We start from the raw sequence: 19,016 nt of genomic DNA on the forward strand, positions 1-19,016 counted from the left end.
ACAATTTCCAGCATGAAACTCTCAGCCATTGCAGAGGCGCTTAACGCCACGCTTGTCGGTGATGGTGATGTCGAGATCACCGGTCTGGCAGGAATTGAAGAAGCCGGTCCTGGAGATCTGACCTTTGTCGCCAACCCGAAGTATGCGTCCGCCGCCCGCACCACCAGCGCCTCTGCCGTGCTGGTGGATCCCAAGTTTCCGGAGATCGAAGCAGCCACACTGCGGACAGCAAATCCGTATTATGCCTTCGCCCGCGCGATCGAGCTCTTTTACACCCCTCCCCGGTATGTTCCGGGAGTTCACCCTACAGCCGTCGTCGATCCAACCGCAACCATCGGCGAAGGAGCGCATATCGGCGCCTACGTGGTTGTCTCGGCCGATGTGACCATCGGCGACTACGCCACGCTGCTGCCCCATACGGTGATCTATCCGGGGGTAACGATCGGTGACCACTTTTTTGCCCATGCCCACGCCATCGTACGGGAGCATTGTGTCCTGGGAGACCATGTAACCCTGCAAAACGGCGTCGTTCTGGGTGCCGACGGCTTTGGATTCGCGAAAGACAGCGCCGGCAACTGGCACAAAATTCTGCAGTCCGGCCCGGCAGTCGTGGAGGACTACGTCGAAATCCAGGCAAATGCGACGGTTGACCGCGCCTCGATTGGTGAAACCCGCATTAAAACCGGAGCCAAGATCGACAACCTGGTACAGGTAGGCCATGGTTCCTCGGTCGGAGAGCACACATTGCTATGTGCGCAGGTCGGTCTTGCAGGCTCCACCACGGTTGGGAAAAATGTCATTCTTGCCGGACAAGTAGGTGTTGCAGGTCATCTCCATGTGGGCGACAATGTCATCGCTACAGCACAGACCGGTATTCCGAGCGATGTGCCGGCGGGTAAAGTGGTCTCCGGATATCCAGCCATCGATAACCGGCAATGGCTGAAGTCTGCCGCGATCTTCAACAAACTCCCCGAAATTATTCGAGAACTAAGGGGAAAGAAAGAACTTTCCGATACCTCCGGCAACCAGTAAGCAACACCGGGTCTCTAAGGAAGGGAGACACCGATGGCCAACGACACAATGGACGAACTCCAGCAGGAAGTTTCCGCGCCCACGCTGGTACGCGTGCTTTTGCTGGATGACGAACCGGCAAACCTGCTGCTGCGTACCGCTATTCTTCGCAAGAACGGGTACCACTGCCTTCCTGCCTCAACGGTAGAGGAGGCCAACGAGCTCCTGGACCAGATTGACGTCGCGGTACTGGACTACCACCTCGGCCATGGCAAATTTGGCACCGAGGTCGCAATTGAGCTGCGGCGGCGGCGGCCCGAAGTTCCAATTGTCATCCTCTCGGCCACACTGGAACACCGCTTCGGCGGACCGGAGGATATGCATCTACTCAAGGGCTACTCCTCTGTCGACGACCTTTTACATGCTCTTGCGTCCTTTTCAGCAAAGCGCCGGGGAAAGCCCGTCGTGGTGGATGCGCGTGACTTCTTTTACGAACGCATCTCCATGGCTTTGGGCGATGACATCCTGGTGCAGATTCTGGACGCCGATGGGACCTGGCAGTACGTCAACGAAGCAGCGGCAGACTATCTGGCCCATCCGCGAGAGTGGTTTCCGGGCCGCAACATGTTTGTCGAGATGCCCAATCTGCTGCGCGATTGGCGCAGAGTGATTGCGACGGTCTCAACCACACGCGAGACCTACATCGACCGCACACGCCGGGGGCTGCTTTCTGTTCCGAAACCTGACGAGCGACCGGGAACGTGGTCCATTCTTGCCTTCCCCATGACCCTCCATTCGGGAGAGACCGGTGTGGTTTTAACGGCGCGAGTCCTGGAACGGACCACGATCTCCAACGGCGTCGCCTGAGCCGAGAAACCATCTGAGACCAAGCTGTATGCTCGTGCATCCCATGGGCATGAAGGCATGGCGACTGACCGGGTTCGGACTCGACTCTCTCAAGCTGCAGGACGTACCCGATCCCTCACCCGGTGAGGGCGAAGTCCTTGTGCAAGTCCATGCGGTTGCACTGAATTACCGCGACAAACTGCTTGTGGATGGCGACTATAACCCTCGCCTGGAGTTCCCCATCACCCAGGGAGCTGACGCCTGCGGCAGAGTGGTTGGGCTTGGACATGGGACCTCCCGATTTCGCCTTGGAGATCGCGTTCTGACGCACTATGCAACCCACTGGGTCGACGGCCCTGCCCAGGGCAAGGAATCACTCTACAGCCTGGGCAACGTCTACCAGGGAGCTTTGGCGAAGTATCTTGTTCTGCGCGAACAGGCTCTGGTTAACGCACCTGCGCATCTATCTGACGAAGAAGCGGCGACACTGCCTTGCGCCGGCGTAACAGCATGGCAGGCACTGGTCGAAAAAGGGAACCTGCAGCCAAACGATACGGTGCTGCTACAGGGAACGGGCGGAGTCTCTCTCTTCGGCCTGCAGATCGCCCACGCCATGGGTGCGACCACCATTGTCACCTCCAGCTCAGAGATCAAACTCCAGGGCGCCCAGGGTCTTGGAGCCGATTCCACCGTCAATTACCGACGCACACCCGACTGGGAAAAAGAGGTTCTTGCACTCACGCAGAAACGCGGCGTCGACCAGATCCTCGAAGTCGTCGGCGGGGAGAATCTTGCCCGCTCCGTGCGCGCTCTGCGGCCAGAAGGACAAATCTCCATCATCGGTGTTCTGGAGGCTGCCGACGCACGTCTTCCGCTGTTCACCACGATTCAAAAACTTGCCGTCATTCGCGGCATCTCTACTGGCCCCCGGGTTGCCCTGGAGCGATTTATCCGCCACTACGAAGATTGGGGACTGCATCCGGTCGTCGATGCTATCTACGAGTTCAACGACACGGTAGCAGCCTATCGTCACCTCGAACAGGGTCCCCTTGGGAAAGTCGTCATCCGCATAGCGTAAAACCCGTCTCAAGAGGCATGAAGCTTTCGCATCGCCTCTGGAGCCGTCGGCGACTACTCTTCACCGCAGCCACTGCCTCTGTCGCAAGGCTCTTGCGCCCCAGCCGTCTTCTCGCAACAGCGAACACTGCCTGCCATCTCACTCCTGAATTGACGGTCGGCCCTTACTATGTCGACTACGAGCTGCTCCGCACTGACATTCGGGAGAATAGGCCTGGCCTGCCGCTGCATCTCTCCATCGTTCTTCTGAACGCGCGCACTTGCAAGCCGCTCTCCAATGCCGCAGTAGACATCTGGCATTGCGACGCAGCCGGCATTTACTCCGGCTATACCAAAATGAATCCTGACAAGATGGACTTTGGTCCAGGTCGACCTGGTGGATTTGATGGCCCGCCGCCTCCTCCACCAACGGGAACCTTACCGCAAGGGCCGCCGAAAGATGGGGACCATCACGCCCCACTGCAGATGCACACGACGGACAACGAAACATTCCTGCGCGGCGTACAAATCACCGGGAAGGACGGAACAGCGAAGTTCCTCACCATCTATCCCGGATGGTACGTAAGCCGGGATACACACATCCATCTGAAGGTCCACACCGGCGGCCATGACGATCATGGGAAGTACACCTCTGGGCACGTCCGCCACATCGGGCAGATCGCCTTTTCCGATGCACTCTCAGATCAGGTCGCCCAGCTGGAGCCGTACGTCAGCCACAAAGTACCCCGCACGCATCTCGCAGACGATACCGTCTTCCATGGAGATCTGTCCGGGATCATGCTGCACACCACCCAGGTCAACCCGGCCCGTCTGGCCGATGGCCTGTATGGAACAATTACTTTTACAGTCGATCCGGAAGCTGAACCCGGACCTGAGGGCTTTAGAGGTCCGCCGCCGTCCCAGTAGAGCATTTTTACTGTGGGTGTGATGTAGGGCTGCAGCATCTATGGCGTTCTCGGTAATGAAAACGCCACTGCACGCCCTTTCCGGAATACCCAGCAACAGGGAAAATGCTCTAGTAGCTATACTCAACCCATGCAGTTTCAGAAAGCCGCAGCCCTTTTCCTTCTTCTCATCGCCCTCGCAGGCTGCCGCTCTCGCTACATCGCAACCACCATTACGAATGACACAGCAAGTCCTGTCAGTGTCGTACAGGTTGACTACCCTTCGGCCAGCTTCGGTACGCAGTCACTCGCTCCGGGACAGACATTCAGTTATCGCTTTAAGATTCAGGGTTCCGGTCTGGTGAAGATGACATGGCTGACTGCCGACCGGAAGGAGATGCACGCCAACGGCCCCACACTCTCAGAGGGCCAGGAGGGGCAGCTCGCCATCCACCTTCGGGCAAATGCCGACCCTACCTTTGCCTTTACCTCAATCAACGGACGCTAGTTAGACCTTGTGTCCATTGACCTTGTGTCCATTAGACCTCACGTCCGTGCGCCCGCGGCCGCCGGTTCCGCTGGTGAATTCCTGCGCTGCCACTCATCTTCGGATGGTCGCTCTGCTTACTCATGTACACGTACAGCAGGAAAAGCACCACTATCAGCGGAAGCATCATAAAGAAGCCATAAAAAATCATGGCAACACCTCCCCATAATCATCCCTATCTATAAGACTCGCCCCACCGCACCGTCGTTGCTTTCTAAGAAAATTCGTTCCCCCGCCTGACGCCGCTGTACTCCTGCCTTGCCGATTCGCGGTCTTACTGTGTACCTCGCTGTAAAGGACACACGCGTATCTTGCTGACGCTCCACCGTCTTGCTCTTTTTCTCAATCTCTTTATCGCCGGCATGGCACTCACAACGTCTTCTTCAGCACAGGCAGCCGCCGCGGCGTCCGCGACCTCGAACCTTGAGCTCTTCGGCGGGGTTTCCAAGGTGTATACCGGCGTGCAAGGCCAGAACACAAGCTTCACCGCCGGTGGAGATTTCATACTCGGCCGTTTCGCCGGGCTTGTACCCTCCGCCGAAGTCCGAGGCACGTACGCCTTCAGGAAAGGCAACGTCGCCGCTGAGAAAAATATCCTCGGTGGGATCAAGCTTACGCGGGAGTTAGGTTCCGTCCGCCCGTACGTAAACTTCCTCGCGGGGCGAGGCTCCATCGACTTTCCCAATAACTACACCTACGGCAGTACCACGTACGAGTACGTTTCCGGCACAGTACTTTCGCCAGGAGCCGGCATCGACTTTTCCGTCAACTCACACTGGTCGGCCAAACTGGACTTTCAGTACCAACGCTGGGCTGTTCCGGTCACCGGTTCCGGATCGATCTACTCCAAATCCGCCACAGCCGGCGTAGCGTACCGCTTTAACTTTGAGTCGCTTGGCCGCCGCCACAAAAAGGCCCGCGACTACAGCGACTATAAGACCGCAACCAGTCAGAAGGACGATCACCAGTAGGCACTCGTCGCAGTATGTTTTTACGGAATCGAATACACTTGCCCCATGCCGCGCGGCTTTTTTATCACCTTTGAGGGGCTGGACGGCTCCGGAAAAACAACGCAACTCCGGCTGTTACATAAATGGATGGCCGAGCAGGGCCATACTGTCACAACCCTGCGCCAGCCCGGAGGGACAAAACTCGGCGAAGGCATTCGCGAGCTGATCGTCAGTTCCAAGGGCGAGGCGGCAGTCGGCCCCATCGACTCCTTCACGGAGCTCGCCTTGATGTTCGCGGACCGAGCCCAGTCCATCGCTGAGATCATCCGCCCGGCTCTAGACCGCGGCGAGATTGTGCTCTGCGACCGTTACACCGATTCCTCCGAGGCGTACCAAGGTGGCGGACGAGGGCTTGGCAGCGAGACCATCCTCGGTCTGCATCGTTTGCTCTGCGGCAACCTGCAGCCGGATCTTACCGTTCTGCTGTTACCGGATTTCAACGCTTCCCTTGCCCGGGCGCGGCGCCGCGACGGAGATGAGTCCCGCTTCGAGCAGGAGCACAACGACTTCTTCCAACGTGTCTGGGATGCCTACAAGGTCATCGCCGCCCGCGAGTCCGGGCGTGTCGTCCTGATCGAAGGAAATGCCTCCATCGATGAGGTACATGCGACTATCGTTGAGGAAGTCTCGACCCGGCTTTTTTCCTGATCCAGATGAACGGTCCGGCCACACTCTCGATTGTCGAACGCGGAGAGTATCGTTTCCCTCCGGGCCTGCGTCATAATCTGCCTTTTTACATGGGTCGCAAGCCGTGGGCGAGGATCGGACGCCCCATTCTGCTCTTCGAGCATCTGGCAAAGACCTACGGCCCTGCGACCCACTATCGCATGATGGGCACTGACATCCTCTTCCTCAATCATCCGGACTTCGTCCAGGAGGTGCTCGTCACTCAGAGCGGCAATTTCATCCGCGAGCGCACGCTGCGCCGCATGAAGATTCTGCTGGGTGAGGGCCTGCTTACCAGTAACGATCCGGTTCACATGCAACACCGCCGAATCGTCGCACCTGCTTTCCATCGCCAGCGGATTGCGGCCTACGCCGATGAGATCGTACGTTCGGCCGCTGCGATGGCTGAGCGATGGAAATCAGGTCAGGCGATCGATATCGGGGCAGCCATGATGGAGCTCTCGCTTTCGATTGTTGCCCGAACGCTGTTCGCCAGCGAGGTCACAGAGGACATCCGAGCCATCAACCATGAGACCCATGCCATTATGCGTCTCTACAACCTGCTGGTAATCCTGCCCAGGCTCGAAAGCTACCTGCATTGGCCTCTGCCTGGCGTGACCCGTTTCCGGAAGGCACGGGCGCACCTTGATTCGGTTGCCTACCGCATCATCCGTGAACGCCGTGAAGATCCCGTAGATCGCCATGATCTTCTTTCCATGCTGCTGCTTTCACGGGACGAGGATGGCAATTCCCTCTCCGATGAACAGGTGCGCGATGAGATGCTGACGATCTTCCTCGCCGGCTACGAGACCACAGCGAACGCACTCACATGGACCTGGTATCTGCTCTCACAGAATCCGGACGCCCGCGAGCAGATGCATGCTGAACTGGATCGAGTCCTGGCAGGCCGCACGCCTACCCTGGCTGATTACGCGAATCTCACCTACACGCAGCAGGTCTTCTCCGAGTCCATGCGCCTCTACCCGCCGGCCTGGGCTATGGGGCGGGAAGCCGCTATCGATGTCGAACTCGGGCCTTATCGTATTCCGGCTGGATCACATGTCTTCTTCTCCCAATGGATCATCCACCGGAGTCCGGAGTTCTTTCCCGATCCATTGCGGTTCGATCCGTCGCGACACACGGATGCGGCCAAAGCAGCGCGTCCCCGGTTTGCCTACTTTCCGTTCGGCGGAGGCTCCCGTCAGTGCATCGGTGAAAGCTTCGCCTGGATGGAAGGGACCCTTGCCCTGGCTTCCATTGCACAACAATGGAAGCTGAACCTCGTGCCGAACCAACGCATCGACGTGCAGGAGAAGATCACGCTGCGGCCCAGATATCCGATTCTGATGACACCGCGACTGTAAGATTTTTCTGTCACAGAAGACGGTAAAATCTGACAGTGGACTTCGCTAGCTTTATTGGAAATGCACCGGCTGTCGATCAGCTTCGCTCTGCTATCGCCGCAGGCCGCCTTCCACATTCCATGATCCTGTCCGGGCCGAAAGGCGCCGGGAAGTATACGCTTGCCATTCTGTTGACGCAGGCATTGCTTTGCCAGAACCAACCCCGCGAAACTCTTGCCAACGGTCAGGAGGCAGCGCTCGCGTGCGGAACCTGTGCCAACTGCACCCGCATCGCCGCAGCGATGCCCCTCGATACTCTGGTCGACGAAGCCGTAGCGGCCCGGGAAGAGCTGCGCGAGACAGATAAGAAAGAGACGCGCGTTCTGATTCAGACGCACCCGGACGTGCTCATCATTCCTCCGGATCCTCCTCAGTTAATGATCAAGGTCGGTCAGATCCGCACGCTGATCCATTCCGCATACCGCGCTCCCGGTGAAGCCAAGCGTAAGGTCTTTATCCTTACGGCCTCCAGCTTTATGAAAGAGGCGGCGAATTCGCTTCTGAAAGTTCTGGAGGAGCCGCCTGCTTACGCGCATCTGATTCTGCTGGCCGATAACCCGGGCGAGCTTCTGCCTACGATCCGGTCTCGTTGCGCGATGGTACGCCTCGGAGCCCTACCTCCCCACGAGATCGAAGGTCTGCTGGCCGCCGAACATCCGGACTGGAAGCCTGCGCAGCGCCAGCTCGTCGCCCGTCTGGCACAGGGAGCCGCCGGCCGTGCCCTCAACTTTGATCTTGGCGCCTTCACCGCCGCGCGCCAGGATGCGCTCGTTGTTCTGCGGAATGCCGTAGGCGACCCCGACCACACGGCTCTCTTCAAAATGACGGAAACCTATCGTGCCGGTGCAGAGGGCCAGCAAAAGACACAGGATCTGCTCGGCGCCCTGTCTTCGCTGCTGGAAGACCTGCTGTTGCTCCAGGCAGGAACGCCGGAGATGATTCGCAATGTCGATCTGATCGCCGAACTGGAACGGACTGCCACGGCCGTTCCTTTCGAATGGATCGAAGCAGCCTCTCGCGCGCTTGACCAGGTACAGTCCGGCATGCGGCGAAACTTGCTGCGTTCGCTCTCACTGGACGCCTTCGCGGGACAACTGGTGGTACGGTAACGTACAAAAAAATCGCCAACCCATGCGACCTTCGTTAGACTGGACGCATCCCTATCTTTAAGAGCTCCACTTTAGTCGTTTCTCTTGCGCGCGGACGCGCTGAACCGTTGGGGGTTCGCTCTGCTGTATTTCTGGAATCTGCTGCTTCATGAGTGATCAAACCACCATCTCGACCGTCGATCAGACCTTCAATGGCAATCGCAAGCTGATACGTCCTTCCCTTGTAGGCCGTATGCTGCGCCGCGGCAACGTGCGTCATGAAGAACCGCTCTCGAATGCGGCGCTGCAGGAGAATCATCATCCCGGCGAAAGCAGTCACGCCGAAGCCTTCTACTTCCAGAAGCAGATTCAGCAGAAGACCGAGATGGTCGTCGTACTCGAAGACGGCGAACGGCTGGATGGACAGATTGAGTGGTACGACCGTGGCGTCATCAAGCTCTGTACCACATCACGGCAGCGGGTGCTGATCTACAAGTCATCGGTCAAGTACATCTATAAAGCCAGCGAAGTCCCTACATCGACCCTGCTCTAGGACGAGCCTCCTGTTGCTGGGTATCCCAGGGGGGGATTGCAGCGGCCTTTTCATTTGCGGAAAACGCCGATAGATGAGGAAGCCCTACTCTACACCTACAGGAAAAATCCTCTAACTGACCCGGGCTGCCTTCCGCAGCCTGTCCAGAAGAGCCGCGCCGACTCCATGTTCCGGCGGCAGAGGACAGACGATGGAGGTCACCCCGCGGGCATCCAGGTCGCGCAGGCCGGCAAAGAGCCGCTGCGCCATCTCCTCCGGTGTGCTTCCCCAATCGAACGTCTGCCCCTCGGACGTCCATCCCGTGGGTAACAACACTCCCGTCCGCTCCGGTTTCAGAGAGGCCACCGTCTCCTGCAGCTCCGCTTGATCCCTGACCAGCACGACCCTGGCCCGAGGAGCGTAGTGCCGGATGCCCACCCCCGGGGAGGGCAGACTCTCAGGGCTTTGGGTCGTCGCCGGAGGCTCATAGCGCACGGCGGGACCAACAGTCTCCTCAAGCATTTGTAGCGTCACAGCGCCTGGCCGATAGACCACCATCGGAGTTTGACAGGGGTCGACGACCGTCGATTCCACCCCAACTTCAGTTGCGCCACCGTCGAGAACGGCGTCGATACGGCCCTCCAGATCCTCCAGAACGTGCGCGGCGTTCGTCGGGCTGGTTCTTCCGAAGCGATTGGCGCTGGGAGCCGCTACGGGGACTCCTGCCTCCCGAATCACCTGCAACATCACGGGATGACGCGGCATCCGCACCCCCACCAGAGACCGACCGGCTGTCACCAGGTCCGGAACAGCATCAGACTTCGGCAACAGCAGCGTTAGCGGGCCGGGCCAGAACGCCTTCATCAACCGAACCGCCGCAGGGGGGATCTCCCGAACGACAAGCCGCAACATCGCCTCATCGGCCACATGGACGATCAGGGGATCCCATCCCGGACGTTCCTTGGCCGTAAAAATCCTTGCAACAGCCTTTGGATCGAGAGCGTTCGCCCCCAGCCCATAAACCGTCTCGGTCGGCAAAGCGACCGTTCCACCCTGCCGCAGGATCTCCGCTGCCCGGGCAATTCCGTTGGCGGTTTCCTGAAGCCGTTCTGTTGTTCCTACAAAATCCACCTCTTCATCCTAGCGTCGGGCGGACAAACAGGCCTATACTTCCACCATGTCCTCAGCCGAGATCGAGCTGAAGTTTGCTGTCCGTTCTTCGGATAAGCTCCGTTCCCAACTTCCTTCTCTCGGCCTTACGCTGCTTACTCCCCGCACGCTTGAGCAGAATACGCTTTATGACACACCAGATCGTTCGCTGCGTGAGCAGAAGCAGATTCTCCGTATTCGCAGCTATGACGGTCGATGGACGCTGACCTACAAACGCCCTCCGACCGATGAAACCCTGCTCGATCTGCGCTTCAAACTGCGCTATGAGACGGAAACCGAGGTGGCCAATGGCCCCGCTCTCGGTGAGGTCTTTGAGCACCTGGGATATCTGCCCGCCTTCCGGTACGAGAAATACCGAGAAGAATGGCTGCATGCAGAGAGCGAAGGTCATGTGGTGATCGATGAGACTCCGATCGGCACCTGGGCGGAACTCGAGGGCTCTCCCGATTGGATCGACGCCATGCTCGCCGGCCTGGGGATTCCCTCAGAGGATTCGACCACGGAGAGCTACGGCCGACTGTTTCTCTCATGGAAAGAACAGACCGGGCATCCAGCGGAAAACCTCACCTTTGAAGAGATTGCCCTCGATACAGTCCCGGCCCGTTGACCTCTTCGCCGACCCTCAATCGAAACTTGCCCCACTAAAATAGGCATTGTGTCAGGTAACAAGGGCCATTTGCAGCCGAAAGCGACGTTTCTACAGCAACAGACCGCGGCATTCCAACTGGCGGTAGCCTGTTGTACCTGGCCGCTCGATATGCCACTCATCGAGCAGACCGCGGACGCACAGACGGATTGGTTTGAGTTTCTTGCGATGGTTAAACGCCATCGGATTCCTGGCTTGGCTCATCGTGCGCTGAAGCACGTAAGCGGAATTCCGGAAGAGGTTCGCCAGGCACTTTCATCCAAGGCTCATACCAGCATTCTGGGAAATCTACGTTGCATTGCGCTTCTTTCGCAATTGGACACACAGTTCAAAAGTCGTGGCATACCGTATGCGGTCCTCAAGGGAATCCCTCTGAGCCAGCAGCTTTACGGCGAACCTTCACTCCGTCAAACCCGCGACATTGATCTTCTGGTAGCCCCTCATGATTTCGAGGCCGCGGAGAACATCTTGTTGCAAGCAGGTCTGAGGCGCAAGGAACCAGAGGGAGAACTGACACCGCAATTACGCAGGTTATGGTTTGACCTGCGGCATCACTTCTCTTACGTCTATCCTCAACATGGAATCACGCTGGAACTTCACTGGCGATTGTTTGACAATAGCGCCATTGATCCGGGACCTTGCGTCTTTCAAGAACTCGATCGGGTAGAAGTTTCGCGAGGCATTTCTCTTCCCGTGTTGCGCCGCGAATACCTCCTGTCACATCTAATCGTGCACGGTGCAAGCCATGCATGGTGCCGCCTCAAGTGGTTATCCGATGTTGCGGCCCTGCTCACCGACTATTCTGCAAACGATCGCAAACATCTTCTTCAGCAGGCCCGAGACCAGGGAGTTGAGCCGGCTTTCCGACAGGCGATAGCGGTATGTGAGTCCCTTGAGCTGTTACCGTTCTACGATCTGCCTCCAGCACCTGCCTCTGTACGCTGGTTGATCTCTGTCGCCCTTCACGGCCTGCTTGAAGAAGAACCTGACCGCGGTTATTTCCAGGCCCGTCACCTAATGCTTTCGCGATTTACATTGAGTCCGCGGCGCTCGTATCGCCTGCAGGAACTTAGGGTGCAGTTGTTCTCTGTTGACGACTGGGAGATGTTTCCTCTGCCCCGGTGGCTTACCTTTACATATCCTCTACTTCGAGCACCGTTGTGGCTCATCCGCCGTTCCCTCTACGCACTCCGAGGCTAGGGCGTGAAGGATATAGAGCATATCGATGAGTTCGTGCGTTGTGGATCAGCGCATCGCACAACCGAAAGCGCTGTGGTGTCTGCCGCGCGTGCGTCCGATATGATGAACGCATCGCACCATCGACCTTTCTTTCAAGAGGTACCGCCGCCCGCATGCGAGCTGCGCTCGAACGCTACTTTCAGTTTCATGAGCTGGGGACCGACTGGCGCACGGAGATTCTGGCCGGTGTGACGACCTTCGTCACCATGGCCTATATCATCTTCGTGAACCCGTCGATTCTGTCGCAGACCGGCATGCCTATTGCGGCAGTGACCATCGCCACCTGCCTCTGCGCGTCCTTTGGTTCCATCCTGATGGGGGCACTGGCCCGCTATCCGCTGGCGCTGGCGCCCGGTATGGGGTTGAATGCCTATTTCACCTATACCGTCTGCCTGAAGATGCACGTGCCATGGCAGACGGCCCTTGGCGCGGTCTTTCTCTCCGGTATCATCTTCCTTCTGCTCACACTTGGCGGCATTCGCCAGTTGCTTATCTCCGCGATTCCCCGCGAGCTGCACGCAGCCGTCGCTGGAGGGATCGGTCTGTTTATCGCTTTTATCGGGCTGCGTAATGCCGGCATTATCGTCAGCGATCCAGCAACAGCAGTCACGCTCGGCAATCTGCGCTCCCCGCAGACAGCACTCTCGCTCTTCGGTCTGATTCTGATTGCGGTGCTGCAGGTACTGCGCGTCCGTGCATCGATCCTGATCGGCATCGCCGGAACCATGCTCACCGGGTTCATCTTCCACCAGGTGCACTGGCAACCCGGTCACGCAAGCCTCTCCGCCATTCGTCAGACGGCCCTTCATCTCGATATTCCCGGAGCATTGAAGCTCAGCGGCGTCGAGATCGTCTTTGTATTTCTCTTTGTCGATCTCTTTGACAACATCGGCACCCTGCTTGCCGTTACGCAGAAGACAGGCCTGATTCCTGCTTCCGGTGTGATTCCGCGGGTACAGCGTATCTTCTTCGCCGATGCCATCTCCACCGTGGCAGGTTCACTGGCCGGAACCTCCACCGTCTGCTCCTACATCGAATCCAGCGCGGGGGTTGCCGCCGGAGGCCGTACAGGTATAACCGCCATTACGACCGGGCTGCTGTTCTTCCTATCCATATTTGTCGCTCCGCTGGTGGGGGCAATTCCTGTTTCCGCCACCTCACCGGCGCTCATCATCGTAGGCGCACTCATGCTCGGCAGCATCGGGGAGCTCGACTGGCATGATCCGCTGGTCGCAATTCCCGCATTTCTCACGCTCATTACCATCCCGCTGACCTATTCCATTGCCACTGGACTTGGATTCGGCGTCATTGCCTTTGCCGCACTACGATTGTTTAGCGGTCGCGCGAAGAAGGCGGATTGGTTACTTTACCTCCTGGCGACCGTCTTTCTAGTCAGGTTTATTTATCTCGCCGCGGGTTGAGGTGTTGACAAGCGGTCTATACTGACCATAATCATGCGCTTAACCTCCGATCGAGCAGCATCGAAAGCCGCGAAACCCGCCTTACGGGTTTCATGGGCCTTCGCATTGCTTTGTCTTGTTGTGATTGTGGCGGTATTTGCATGGGGAACGGCTTATAAGATTTCGCTTTACCGCACACTTGACGGTCCAACATTTCCGCATGTGAAGATGGGCACCACCTCCGACGGCCCGATGAAACGGGCTATTGGCACGGCTGTTCTTGCCCTCGCTGTTCTTCCCTGGCTGGCAGCGCTGAAACCTCCCAGGCAGATGCAGCGCGTGGCCCGTAATTGGATTACTCCACCGCGTCCAGCTACCATCGCGAAACAGCCTCAGCTTTTCTTTCGACCTCCTCCTCGGGTCCGCTAGCTCATCCTCGCTCATGCTTTATGAGCGCTTCCATGGCTGCGATGCCTTGGTGTCGCCTTCACTGGAGAAGCTAGATGGATCAGCATCATACCCCCTGTCCAACGGGGCGCATCGTCGCACTCACGGAACTGTTTCTTAACCGCCGCTCACTTTTAAAGGGCATCGCCCACTCGATTCTGAGGAACGAAGCCGACGCTGAAGACGCGCTGCAGGAGGCCTACTACAAGGCTATGAACCGCATCGAGCAGCTGGCCGATGAGCACGCACTGCTCGGCTGGCTCTGCATGATCGTTCGCAACCACTCCCTGCAGATGCTGCGCAGCCGCCGGGTTCGCCAGGCCGGCTCGATCGACACCGAACCGGAGATGCGGTTTGCGGTCGAATCGCTTACCACCACCGAGGACGAGTCTCCGGAACACATCTGCATTGAACGCGAGATGTTCCAGCGCACCATGGCCCGGCTCGACCTTCTGCCAGCCAATATGAAGGCGACCGTCACGATGCACTATCTCTCGGAGATGAGTCTGAGTGAGATTGCAGAGCGGCAGGGACATACCATCCCGGCACTCAAAAGCTATCTCTACCGGGGCCGGAAAATACTGCGGGGAGGGCCACTGCCCTCCCCACGTGAAGAAACCGTCTGCGCCTAGAGCATTTTCCCTGTAGGTGTCGTGTAGGGCTTCCGCATTTATGGGCGTTTTGCGCAATGAAAACTCCGCTGCACGCTCTTTCGGGATACCCAGCAACAGGGAAAATGCTATGACGTTTACTTGGACGGTGTTCCTGCCGGAACGCCGTCCTGCACCGCCTGGAATGCGACGATCTGCTTCAGGACTTCATACGGGACATTCCCGAGGGGAATCAGATGTCCGTTGACGGAGATCATCGGTGTCTGGTCGACTCCGGAATCTTCCGCCAGCTTGATCTGTGCATCCACCTTCGCCTTTGTCGCCGGCGTTGACGCACAGGCAGTGATCGCTGCAGGATCCTGCCCGGCGGCCGTAGCCGCGGCAGCCAGAGTCTGGTCACCAGCCTCAGGGGTCAGCGCCTCCTGCTTTGCGAAGACCTCATGCAGGAAGGTGAAGAAAGCATCGTTGCTCTTCTGGGCTACGCAAACTCCGTAAGAAGCTGCTTTATAGGCGTACGGATGAATCTCTGTCAGAGGATAGTTCTGAAACACAACACGCGCATTCGGGAAGTCCGTCACCAGTTGATCGAAGATCTTCTCGGACTCCTTGCAGTGCGGGCATTGCATGTCGGCGAACTCGACCAGCAGAAGATCCTTCCCCGCTGCACCCTTGGCAGGACCGTCGGCCCTTTGCTGCAGCGTTGACCGCAGCGCCGCGAACGGCTTTTCTCCGAATGGCATCACCTGGTCACCAGCCAGCGCGAACTTACCATCAGGTGTGGTCAGGAACTGCAAAGACTGCGGCTGCTGGTTTGTCTGCCCCTTTTGCGCGATGAAGACCACAATGCGGCTTATCCCTGGCGCCATGGTCTTCTGGATTGCCATGACACGCCAGATACGATTTGCGTCATAACCCCACTGCGCCTTCAAAAACGCATTCACAGTCGCAACCGTTGGCGTCTCAGCGGTAAAGAACTTCGGATTGGGCTGCGGCAACGGATCAGCCTGTGCCGCGGGAGGGGCGCCCGCAGTCTGCGCCATGGCTGCGCCGCCAGTAAGCGCCGCCGCGAGAACGAAACCAAGTATTTTCTTATTCAATGAGTGACCTTTCTAAACTTGAACCTTTACCGCAATGGGGAACCTGCGTCCGTTGCCGAAAGATTTGCGCGTCACCTTCAGCACCGGCGCGGCCTGTTGCCGCTTGTATTCACTGCGCTCGACTAACCGTAAGACCTGTTCCACCAAAGAACGGTCAACGCCCTGTGTCCTTGCAATCTGCTCAGCGCTTTCGTAGCGCTCCACATAGGCTTCAAGGATCGGATCGAGAATATCGTACGGCGGCAGCGAGTCGGTATCCAGTTGTCCCGGCCGCAGCTCCGCTGACGGTGGTTTCTCAATCGTTGCCACAGGAATGATCTCGCGCTCGCGATTGACGTAACGGCTCAACTCATAGACGCTTGTCTTGGCCACATCCCCTATCACCGCCAGACCGCCGACCATATCACCGTACAGCGTGCAGTAGCCGACCGCCATCTCGCTCTTATTGCCGGTTGTCAGCACCAGCGCGCCAAACTTATTCGATAGCGCCATCAGCAGCGTTCCACGGATGCGTGGCTGAATGTTCTCCTCGGCAAGTCCGAACGATGTTCCCTGGAAGAGCGGATGCAGCACCTTGGTGAACTGGTCGTAGATCTCGCGGATGGCCAGGAGCTCGAAGCGAATCCCCAGGTTCTGAGCCAGAGCTCGTGCATCCTCCACCGAATGAGATGACGAGAACTCGCTGGGCATGCCAATGCCGATCACATTGTCCGCTCCAAATGCCTCCGTAGCGATTGCTGCAACCAGCGCCGAATCGATCCCTCCGCTCAGGCCGACCAGGACCTTTGAAAATCCGCATTTGCGCACGTAGTCGCGTGTGCCCATCACCAGTGCCTGCCAGGCTCCAGCCACCTCATCATCCTGCGCGACGGGTACACAGGGAGTACTGCGATCAGCGGTGTCAAAGAGCACCAGGTCTTCTTCGAACGATTTTGCCTGGGCGATCACACAACCTTCAGGGTCAAATGCGATCGAAGTCCCGTCGAACAGAAGGCTGTCATTACCGCCGACCTGATTGCACATGGCAACCACCGCATGGTGACGGCACGCCAGTGCAGCCAGCATCTCGCTGCGCACCTGCCGCTTCTCTTTCCAATAGGGAGATGCTGAGATGTTCAGAATGATGCGTGGTGCATCGCTCTGCTGCGGCCATTTCTTCATCAGCTCTCCGACCGGATCTACCGGATAAAACCGGCGCGGCCAGTACAGCTTGTCATTCCACGCATCCTCGCAGACGGTGATAGCGATCGGCTGGCCCTTCAACGTGACAATGGTCTGCTGCTGTGCCGGCTCGAAGTAGCGTTGCTCATCGAAGACGTCATAGAACGGCAGCAGCATCTTCTGCTGTAGAAAGCTCACACGTCCTTCGGTTAACAACGCAGCAACATTGCGCACATGCTTGCCCGTAATGACTCCGGACGGCAGCACCGCGCCACACAGTACAGAGGTATAGGCGGTCTGTTCCGCGATCTTTGCCAGGGTTTCGCTCGCACGAGCGATAAAGACATCTTTTTCCAGGAAGTCAGCAGGCAGGTAGCCGCAGACTGCGAGCTCCGGAAAGACGGTCAGGTCAGCCCCGGCGTCGACAGCTCGCCGGGTGAAGTCCAGAATTTTCTTGAGGTTGCCGGAGAAGTCCCCGATCGTAGGGTTGATCTGCGCCAGAGCAATCTTCACAGATCCAGTGTACCGCTAACGAATACTTAGGTACCGGTACCGGTGAAGACCACGCTGATGGTGCGGATCAGAATCTTGAGATCCAGACCAAAGGTCCAATTCTCCACGTATGCCGTATCGAGGGAGATGTAGTTGTCGAACGATGGATCCTGACGCGCTTCCACCTGCCAAAGCCCCGTAATTCCCGGCAGTACATCAAGACGGCGGAGATGCGAGATATCGTAACGCTCGACCTCAGCAGCGAGCGGTGGCCGCGGGCCAACCAGGCTCATATCGCCGCGAAGTACGTTCCACAACTGCGGCAGCTCATCCAGGGAGTACTTCCGTAGGATGCGGCCCACACGCGTGATGCGGGGATCCTGCTTGATCTTGAAGAGAATGCCATCACGCTCATTCATATGAGCCAGCTTCTTCTTCAGCTCGTCGGCATTCGGCACCATCGTGCGGAACTTGAAGCACCCAAACTTACGCCCCTTGCGACCAATACGTTCCGCGCGATAGAAGATGGGCCCCTTCGAATCCAGCCGGACCATGATGGCAATCAGAAGCATTAGCGGTGACAGCAGGGTAAGAGCCAGCGTCGAGATAACCAGATCCAGGATTCTCTTCGCCATAAAAGCCCCGACCGGGAACTCGCGACGATGCAGGGGGATGGTTGGGAACTGACCGATATACTCTACCGGTGCGTTCCAGGCCAGGCCGTCATACAGGTCAGGCACGACACGGACATCGATGCCCGCAGATCGCGCTTCTTCTACGACGCCGATGACAATACTCCGTTCTGCTGGTACCGAAAAGAAAACCTCATCGACAAACAAGCTGCGTGCCAGCGGAACAATATTGCGGAGATCGCCCACGACCTCCTGGTTCGAATTCAGCGCATCCTGCGGTGTCAACGAGACAAAGCCTTTGAAACGGAACCCGAAATGTTGCAGCGTCTCAAGATGGTTACGTAGTGCCTGGGCCACACGGCCTGTTCCGATAATGAGAACGTTGCGGACCTCAAGCCCCTCGCGATAACGCGAGTACACCATCCTGCGCCATGCAGCACGACGAATCGAGAGCGCTACCTGGGTAAAGGCTACCGTCAGCAGCACCACAACCCGCGAGATGCTCTCGCCGTGCGTGAGATACAGGAATCCGCAAAACAGAAGCCCGGCTGTCAGCACAGACTCGAATGTCACTCGCTGTTCATGCAGCCCGCTATGATGCTGGATCGGGGCGTACAGCCCATGAAGCCGCGAAAAGAAGACCACGCAAAATGCGAATGAGAGCAGGTACAAGAGAAACTGCTGCTGCATCGCCTGGAGCAACATCTCGTGATAGAGAATGGTGCTGGGAATGCCAGTTCCCTGGAATCGCATTCGGAATGCGATCACGCCGCACAAAACAGCGGTCAAACAATCAACAGATGCCCACATCAGCGCAGGCGCGGAACTACTCAGCACAGCGCCCCGGCCGGTTCGGTGCGCAGCAGAACGCCCGCGCTTGCCAGCTACTACCGCCTGTTGCAGATATTCAGGTGCTGCCATCGAAAAACTCGCCTAATCCTGGCTAAACAAAAAGTTTTGTGAGCCTTCAGTGCATCGATACCGTCTGCACAATATCGCCCTCTGAAGGTGAAGTGACAGATTGCGTCTGGATCTTGGTCCTTTGTTGACAGGATAA

18 protein-coding genes are annotated in these 19,016 nt (G+C 57.8%); 14 read left to right on the forward strand and 4 right to left on the reverse strand.

Annotated elements, in window-relative coordinates:
* Positions 1-12 precede the first annotated feature (12 nt).
* The 10 genes from lpxD to FTW19_RS16650 all read left to right on the forward strand — a co-directional run bounded on the left by lpxD (position 13) and on the right by FTW19_RS16650 (position 9,085).
* A complete protein-coding gene (lpxD, locus tag FTW19_RS16605; RefSeq protein WP_147648666.1) occupies positions 13-1,032 on the forward strand; it encodes a UDP-3-O-(3-hydroxymyristoyl)glucosamine N-acyltransferase in 1,020 nt (339 codons plus the stop codon).
* 33 nt (positions 1,033-1,065) lie between these two features.
* Positions 1,066-1,878, forward strand: coding sequence for an ATP-binding response regulator (locus FTW19_RS16610; RefSeq protein WP_147648667.1), 813 nt, complete (start codon positions 1,066-1,068; stop codon positions 1,876-1,878).
* 28 nt (positions 1,879-1,906) lie between these two features.
* Complete coding sequence (locus tag FTW19_RS16615; RefSeq protein WP_222705468.1) at positions 1,907-2,935, forward strand: zinc-dependent alcohol dehydrogenase family protein; 1,029 nt, start codon at positions 1,907-1,909, stop codon at positions 2,933-2,935.
* 17 nt (positions 2,936-2,952) lie between these two features.
* Positions 2,953-3,840, forward strand: coding sequence for an intradiol ring-cleavage dioxygenase (locus tag FTW19_RS16620; protein WP_147648668.1), 888 nt, complete (start codon positions 2,953-2,955; stop codon positions 3,838-3,840).
* A 129-nt stretch (positions 3,841-3,969) separates the two neighbouring features.
* A complete protein-coding gene (locus FTW19_RS16625; protein WP_147648669.1) occupies positions 3,970-4,326 on the forward strand; it encodes a cupredoxin domain-containing protein in 357 nt (118 codons plus the stop codon).
* Between the two features lie 350 nt (positions 4,327-4,676).
* Positions 4,677-5,336 (forward strand): autotransporter outer membrane beta-barrel domain-containing protein, encoded by a 660-nt coding sequence (locus tag FTW19_RS16630; protein ID WP_147648670.1) that lies wholly within the window; start codon positions 4,677-4,679, stop codon positions 5,334-5,336.
* Between the two features lie 45 nt (positions 5,337-5,381).
* Entirely contained in the window at positions 5,382-6,023 is a 642-nt protein-coding gene (tmk, locus tag FTW19_RS16635; RefSeq protein ID WP_147648671.1) for a dTMP kinase, read from the forward strand.
* A gap of 5 nt (positions 6,024-6,028) precedes the next feature.
* The gene (locus tag FTW19_RS16640; RefSeq protein ID WP_147648672.1) at positions 6,029-7,405 is read left to right on the forward strand and encodes a cytochrome P450; all 1,377 of its coding nucleotides are present in this window, start codon (positions 6,029-6,031) and stop codon (positions 7,403-7,405) included.
* A gap of 35 nt (positions 7,406-7,440) precedes the next feature.
* The gene (locus FTW19_RS16645) at positions 7,441-8,553 is read left to right on the forward strand and encodes an ATP-binding protein (RefSeq protein WP_147648673.1); all 1,113 of its coding nucleotides are present in this window, start codon (positions 7,441-7,443) and stop codon (positions 8,551-8,553) included.
* 148 nt (positions 8,554-8,701) lie between these two features.
* A complete protein-coding gene (locus FTW19_RS16650; protein ID WP_147648674.1) occupies positions 8,702-9,085 on the forward strand; it encodes an Hfq-like protein in 384 nt (127 codons plus the stop codon).
* A gap of 111 nt (positions 9,086-9,196) precedes the next feature.
* Here FTW19_RS16650 and FTW19_RS16655 read toward each other — a convergent pair whose 3' ends face one another.
* Positions 9,197-10,195 carry an L-threonylcarbamoyladenylate synthase gene (locus FTW19_RS16655; protein ID WP_147648675.1) on the reverse strand — a complete coding sequence of 333 codons (999 nt, stop codon included), beginning with the start codon at positions 10,193-10,195 and terminating at the stop codon, positions 9,197-9,199.
* 46 nt (positions 10,196-10,241) lie between these two features.
* Here FTW19_RS16655 and FTW19_RS16660 point away from each other — a divergent pair, with 46 nt between their 5' ends.
* The 4 genes from FTW19_RS16660 (at position 10,242) to FTW19_RS16675 (ending at position 14,598) form a co-directional block, all read left to right on the forward strand.
* Positions 10,242-10,841, forward strand: a complete 600-nt coding sequence (locus FTW19_RS16660) for a class IV adenylate cyclase (protein WP_147648676.1) — start codon at positions 10,242-10,244, stop codon at positions 10,839-10,841.
* Between the two features lie 48 nt (positions 10,842-10,889).
* Complete coding sequence (locus FTW19_RS16665; RefSeq protein ID WP_147648677.1) at positions 10,890-12,080, forward strand: nucleotidyltransferase domain-containing protein; 1,191 nt, start codon at positions 10,890-10,892, stop codon at positions 12,078-12,080.
* A 152-nt stretch (positions 12,081-12,232) separates the two neighbouring features.
* The gene (locus FTW19_RS16670; protein ID WP_147648678.1) at positions 12,233-13,540 is read left to right on the forward strand and encodes an NCS2 family permease; all 1,308 of its coding nucleotides are present in this window, start codon (positions 12,233-12,235) and stop codon (positions 13,538-13,540) included.
* Positions 13,541-14,022: 482 nt separating this feature from the next.
* Positions 14,023-14,598: an RNA polymerase sigma factor gene (locus FTW19_RS16675; protein WP_147648679.1), complete on the forward strand. Its 576-nt coding sequence runs from the start codon at positions 14,023-14,025 to the stop codon at positions 14,596-14,598.
* 116 nt (positions 14,599-14,714) lie between these two features.
* Here FTW19_RS16675 and FTW19_RS16680 read toward each other — a convergent pair whose 3' ends face one another.
* From FTW19_RS16680 to FTW19_RS16690, 3 genes are read right to left on the reverse strand one after another with little or no spacing between them, the layout of a single operon-like run.
* A complete protein-coding gene (locus tag FTW19_RS16680; protein WP_246153348.1) occupies positions 14,715-15,674 on the reverse strand; it encodes a DsbA family protein in 960 nt (319 codons plus the stop codon).
* 12 nt (positions 15,675-15,686) lie between these two features.
* Positions 15,687-17,348, reverse strand: coding sequence for an NAD+ synthase (locus FTW19_RS16685; RefSeq protein WP_147648680.1), 1,662 nt, complete (start codon positions 17,346-17,348; stop codon positions 15,687-15,689).
* A 26-nt stretch (positions 17,349-17,374) separates the two neighbouring features.
* Entirely contained in the window at positions 17,375-18,880 is a 1,506-nt protein-coding gene (locus tag FTW19_RS16690; RefSeq protein ID WP_147648681.1) for a sugar transferase, read from the reverse strand.
* Positions 18,881-19,016: the final 136 nt, after the last annotated feature.

It is taken from the genome of Terriglobus albidus, from assembly GCF_008000815.1.
In the GTDB taxonomy this organism is placed as follows: domain Bacteria; phylum Acidobacteriota; class Terriglobia; order Terriglobales; family Acidobacteriaceae; genus Terriglobus; species Terriglobus albidus_A.

What these genes read in the sequence shown, in the direction of transcription:
- lpxD (WP_147648666.1), top strand. Translation starts at nt 13, where the DNA reads ATGAAACTCTCAGCCATTGCAGAGGCGCTTAACGCCACGCTTGTCGGT.
- FTW19_RS16610 (WP_147648667.1), top strand. Translation starts at nt 1,066, where the DNA reads ATGGCCAACGACACAATGGACGAACTCCAGCAGGAAGTTTCCGCGCCC.
- FTW19_RS16615 (WP_222705468.1), top strand. Translation starts at nt 1,907, where the DNA reads ATGCTCGTGCATCCCATGGGCATGAAGGCATGGCGACTGACCGGGTTC.
- FTW19_RS16620 (WP_147648668.1), top strand. Translation starts at nt 2,953, where the DNA reads ATGAAGCTTTCGCATCGCCTCTGGAGCCGTCGGCGACTACTCTTCACC.
- FTW19_RS16625 (WP_147648669.1), top strand. Translation starts at nt 3,970, where the DNA reads ATGCAGTTTCAGAAAGCCGCAGCCCTTTTCCTTCTTCTCATCGCCCTC.
- tmk (WP_147648671.1), top strand. Translation starts at nt 5,382, where the DNA reads ATGCCGCGCGGCTTTTTTATCACCTTTGAGGGGCTGGACGGCTCCGGA.
- FTW19_RS16640 (WP_147648672.1), top strand. Translation starts at nt 6,029, where the DNA reads ATGAACGGTCCGGCCACACTCTCGATTGTCGAACGCGGAGAGTATCGT.
- FTW19_RS16650 (WP_147648674.1), top strand. Translation starts at nt 8,702, where the DNA reads ATGAGTGATCAAACCACCATCTCGACCGTCGATCAGACCTTCAATGGC.
- FTW19_RS16660 (WP_147648676.1), top strand. Translation starts at nt 10,242, where the DNA reads ATGTCCTCAGCCGAGATCGAGCTGAAGTTTGCTGTCCGTTCTTCGGAT.
- FTW19_RS16670 (WP_147648678.1), top strand. Translation starts at nt 12,233, where the DNA reads ATGCGAGCTGCGCTCGAACGCTACTTTCAGTTTCATGAGCTGGGGACC.
- FTW19_RS16675 (WP_147648679.1), top strand. Translation starts at nt 14,023, where the DNA reads ATGGATCAGCATCATACCCCCTGTCCAACGGGGCGCATCGTCGCACTC.
- FTW19_RS16690 (WP_147648681.1), bottom strand. Translation starts at nt 18,880, where the DNA reads ATGGCAGCACCTGAATATCTGCAACAGGCGGTAGTAGCTGGCAAGCGC.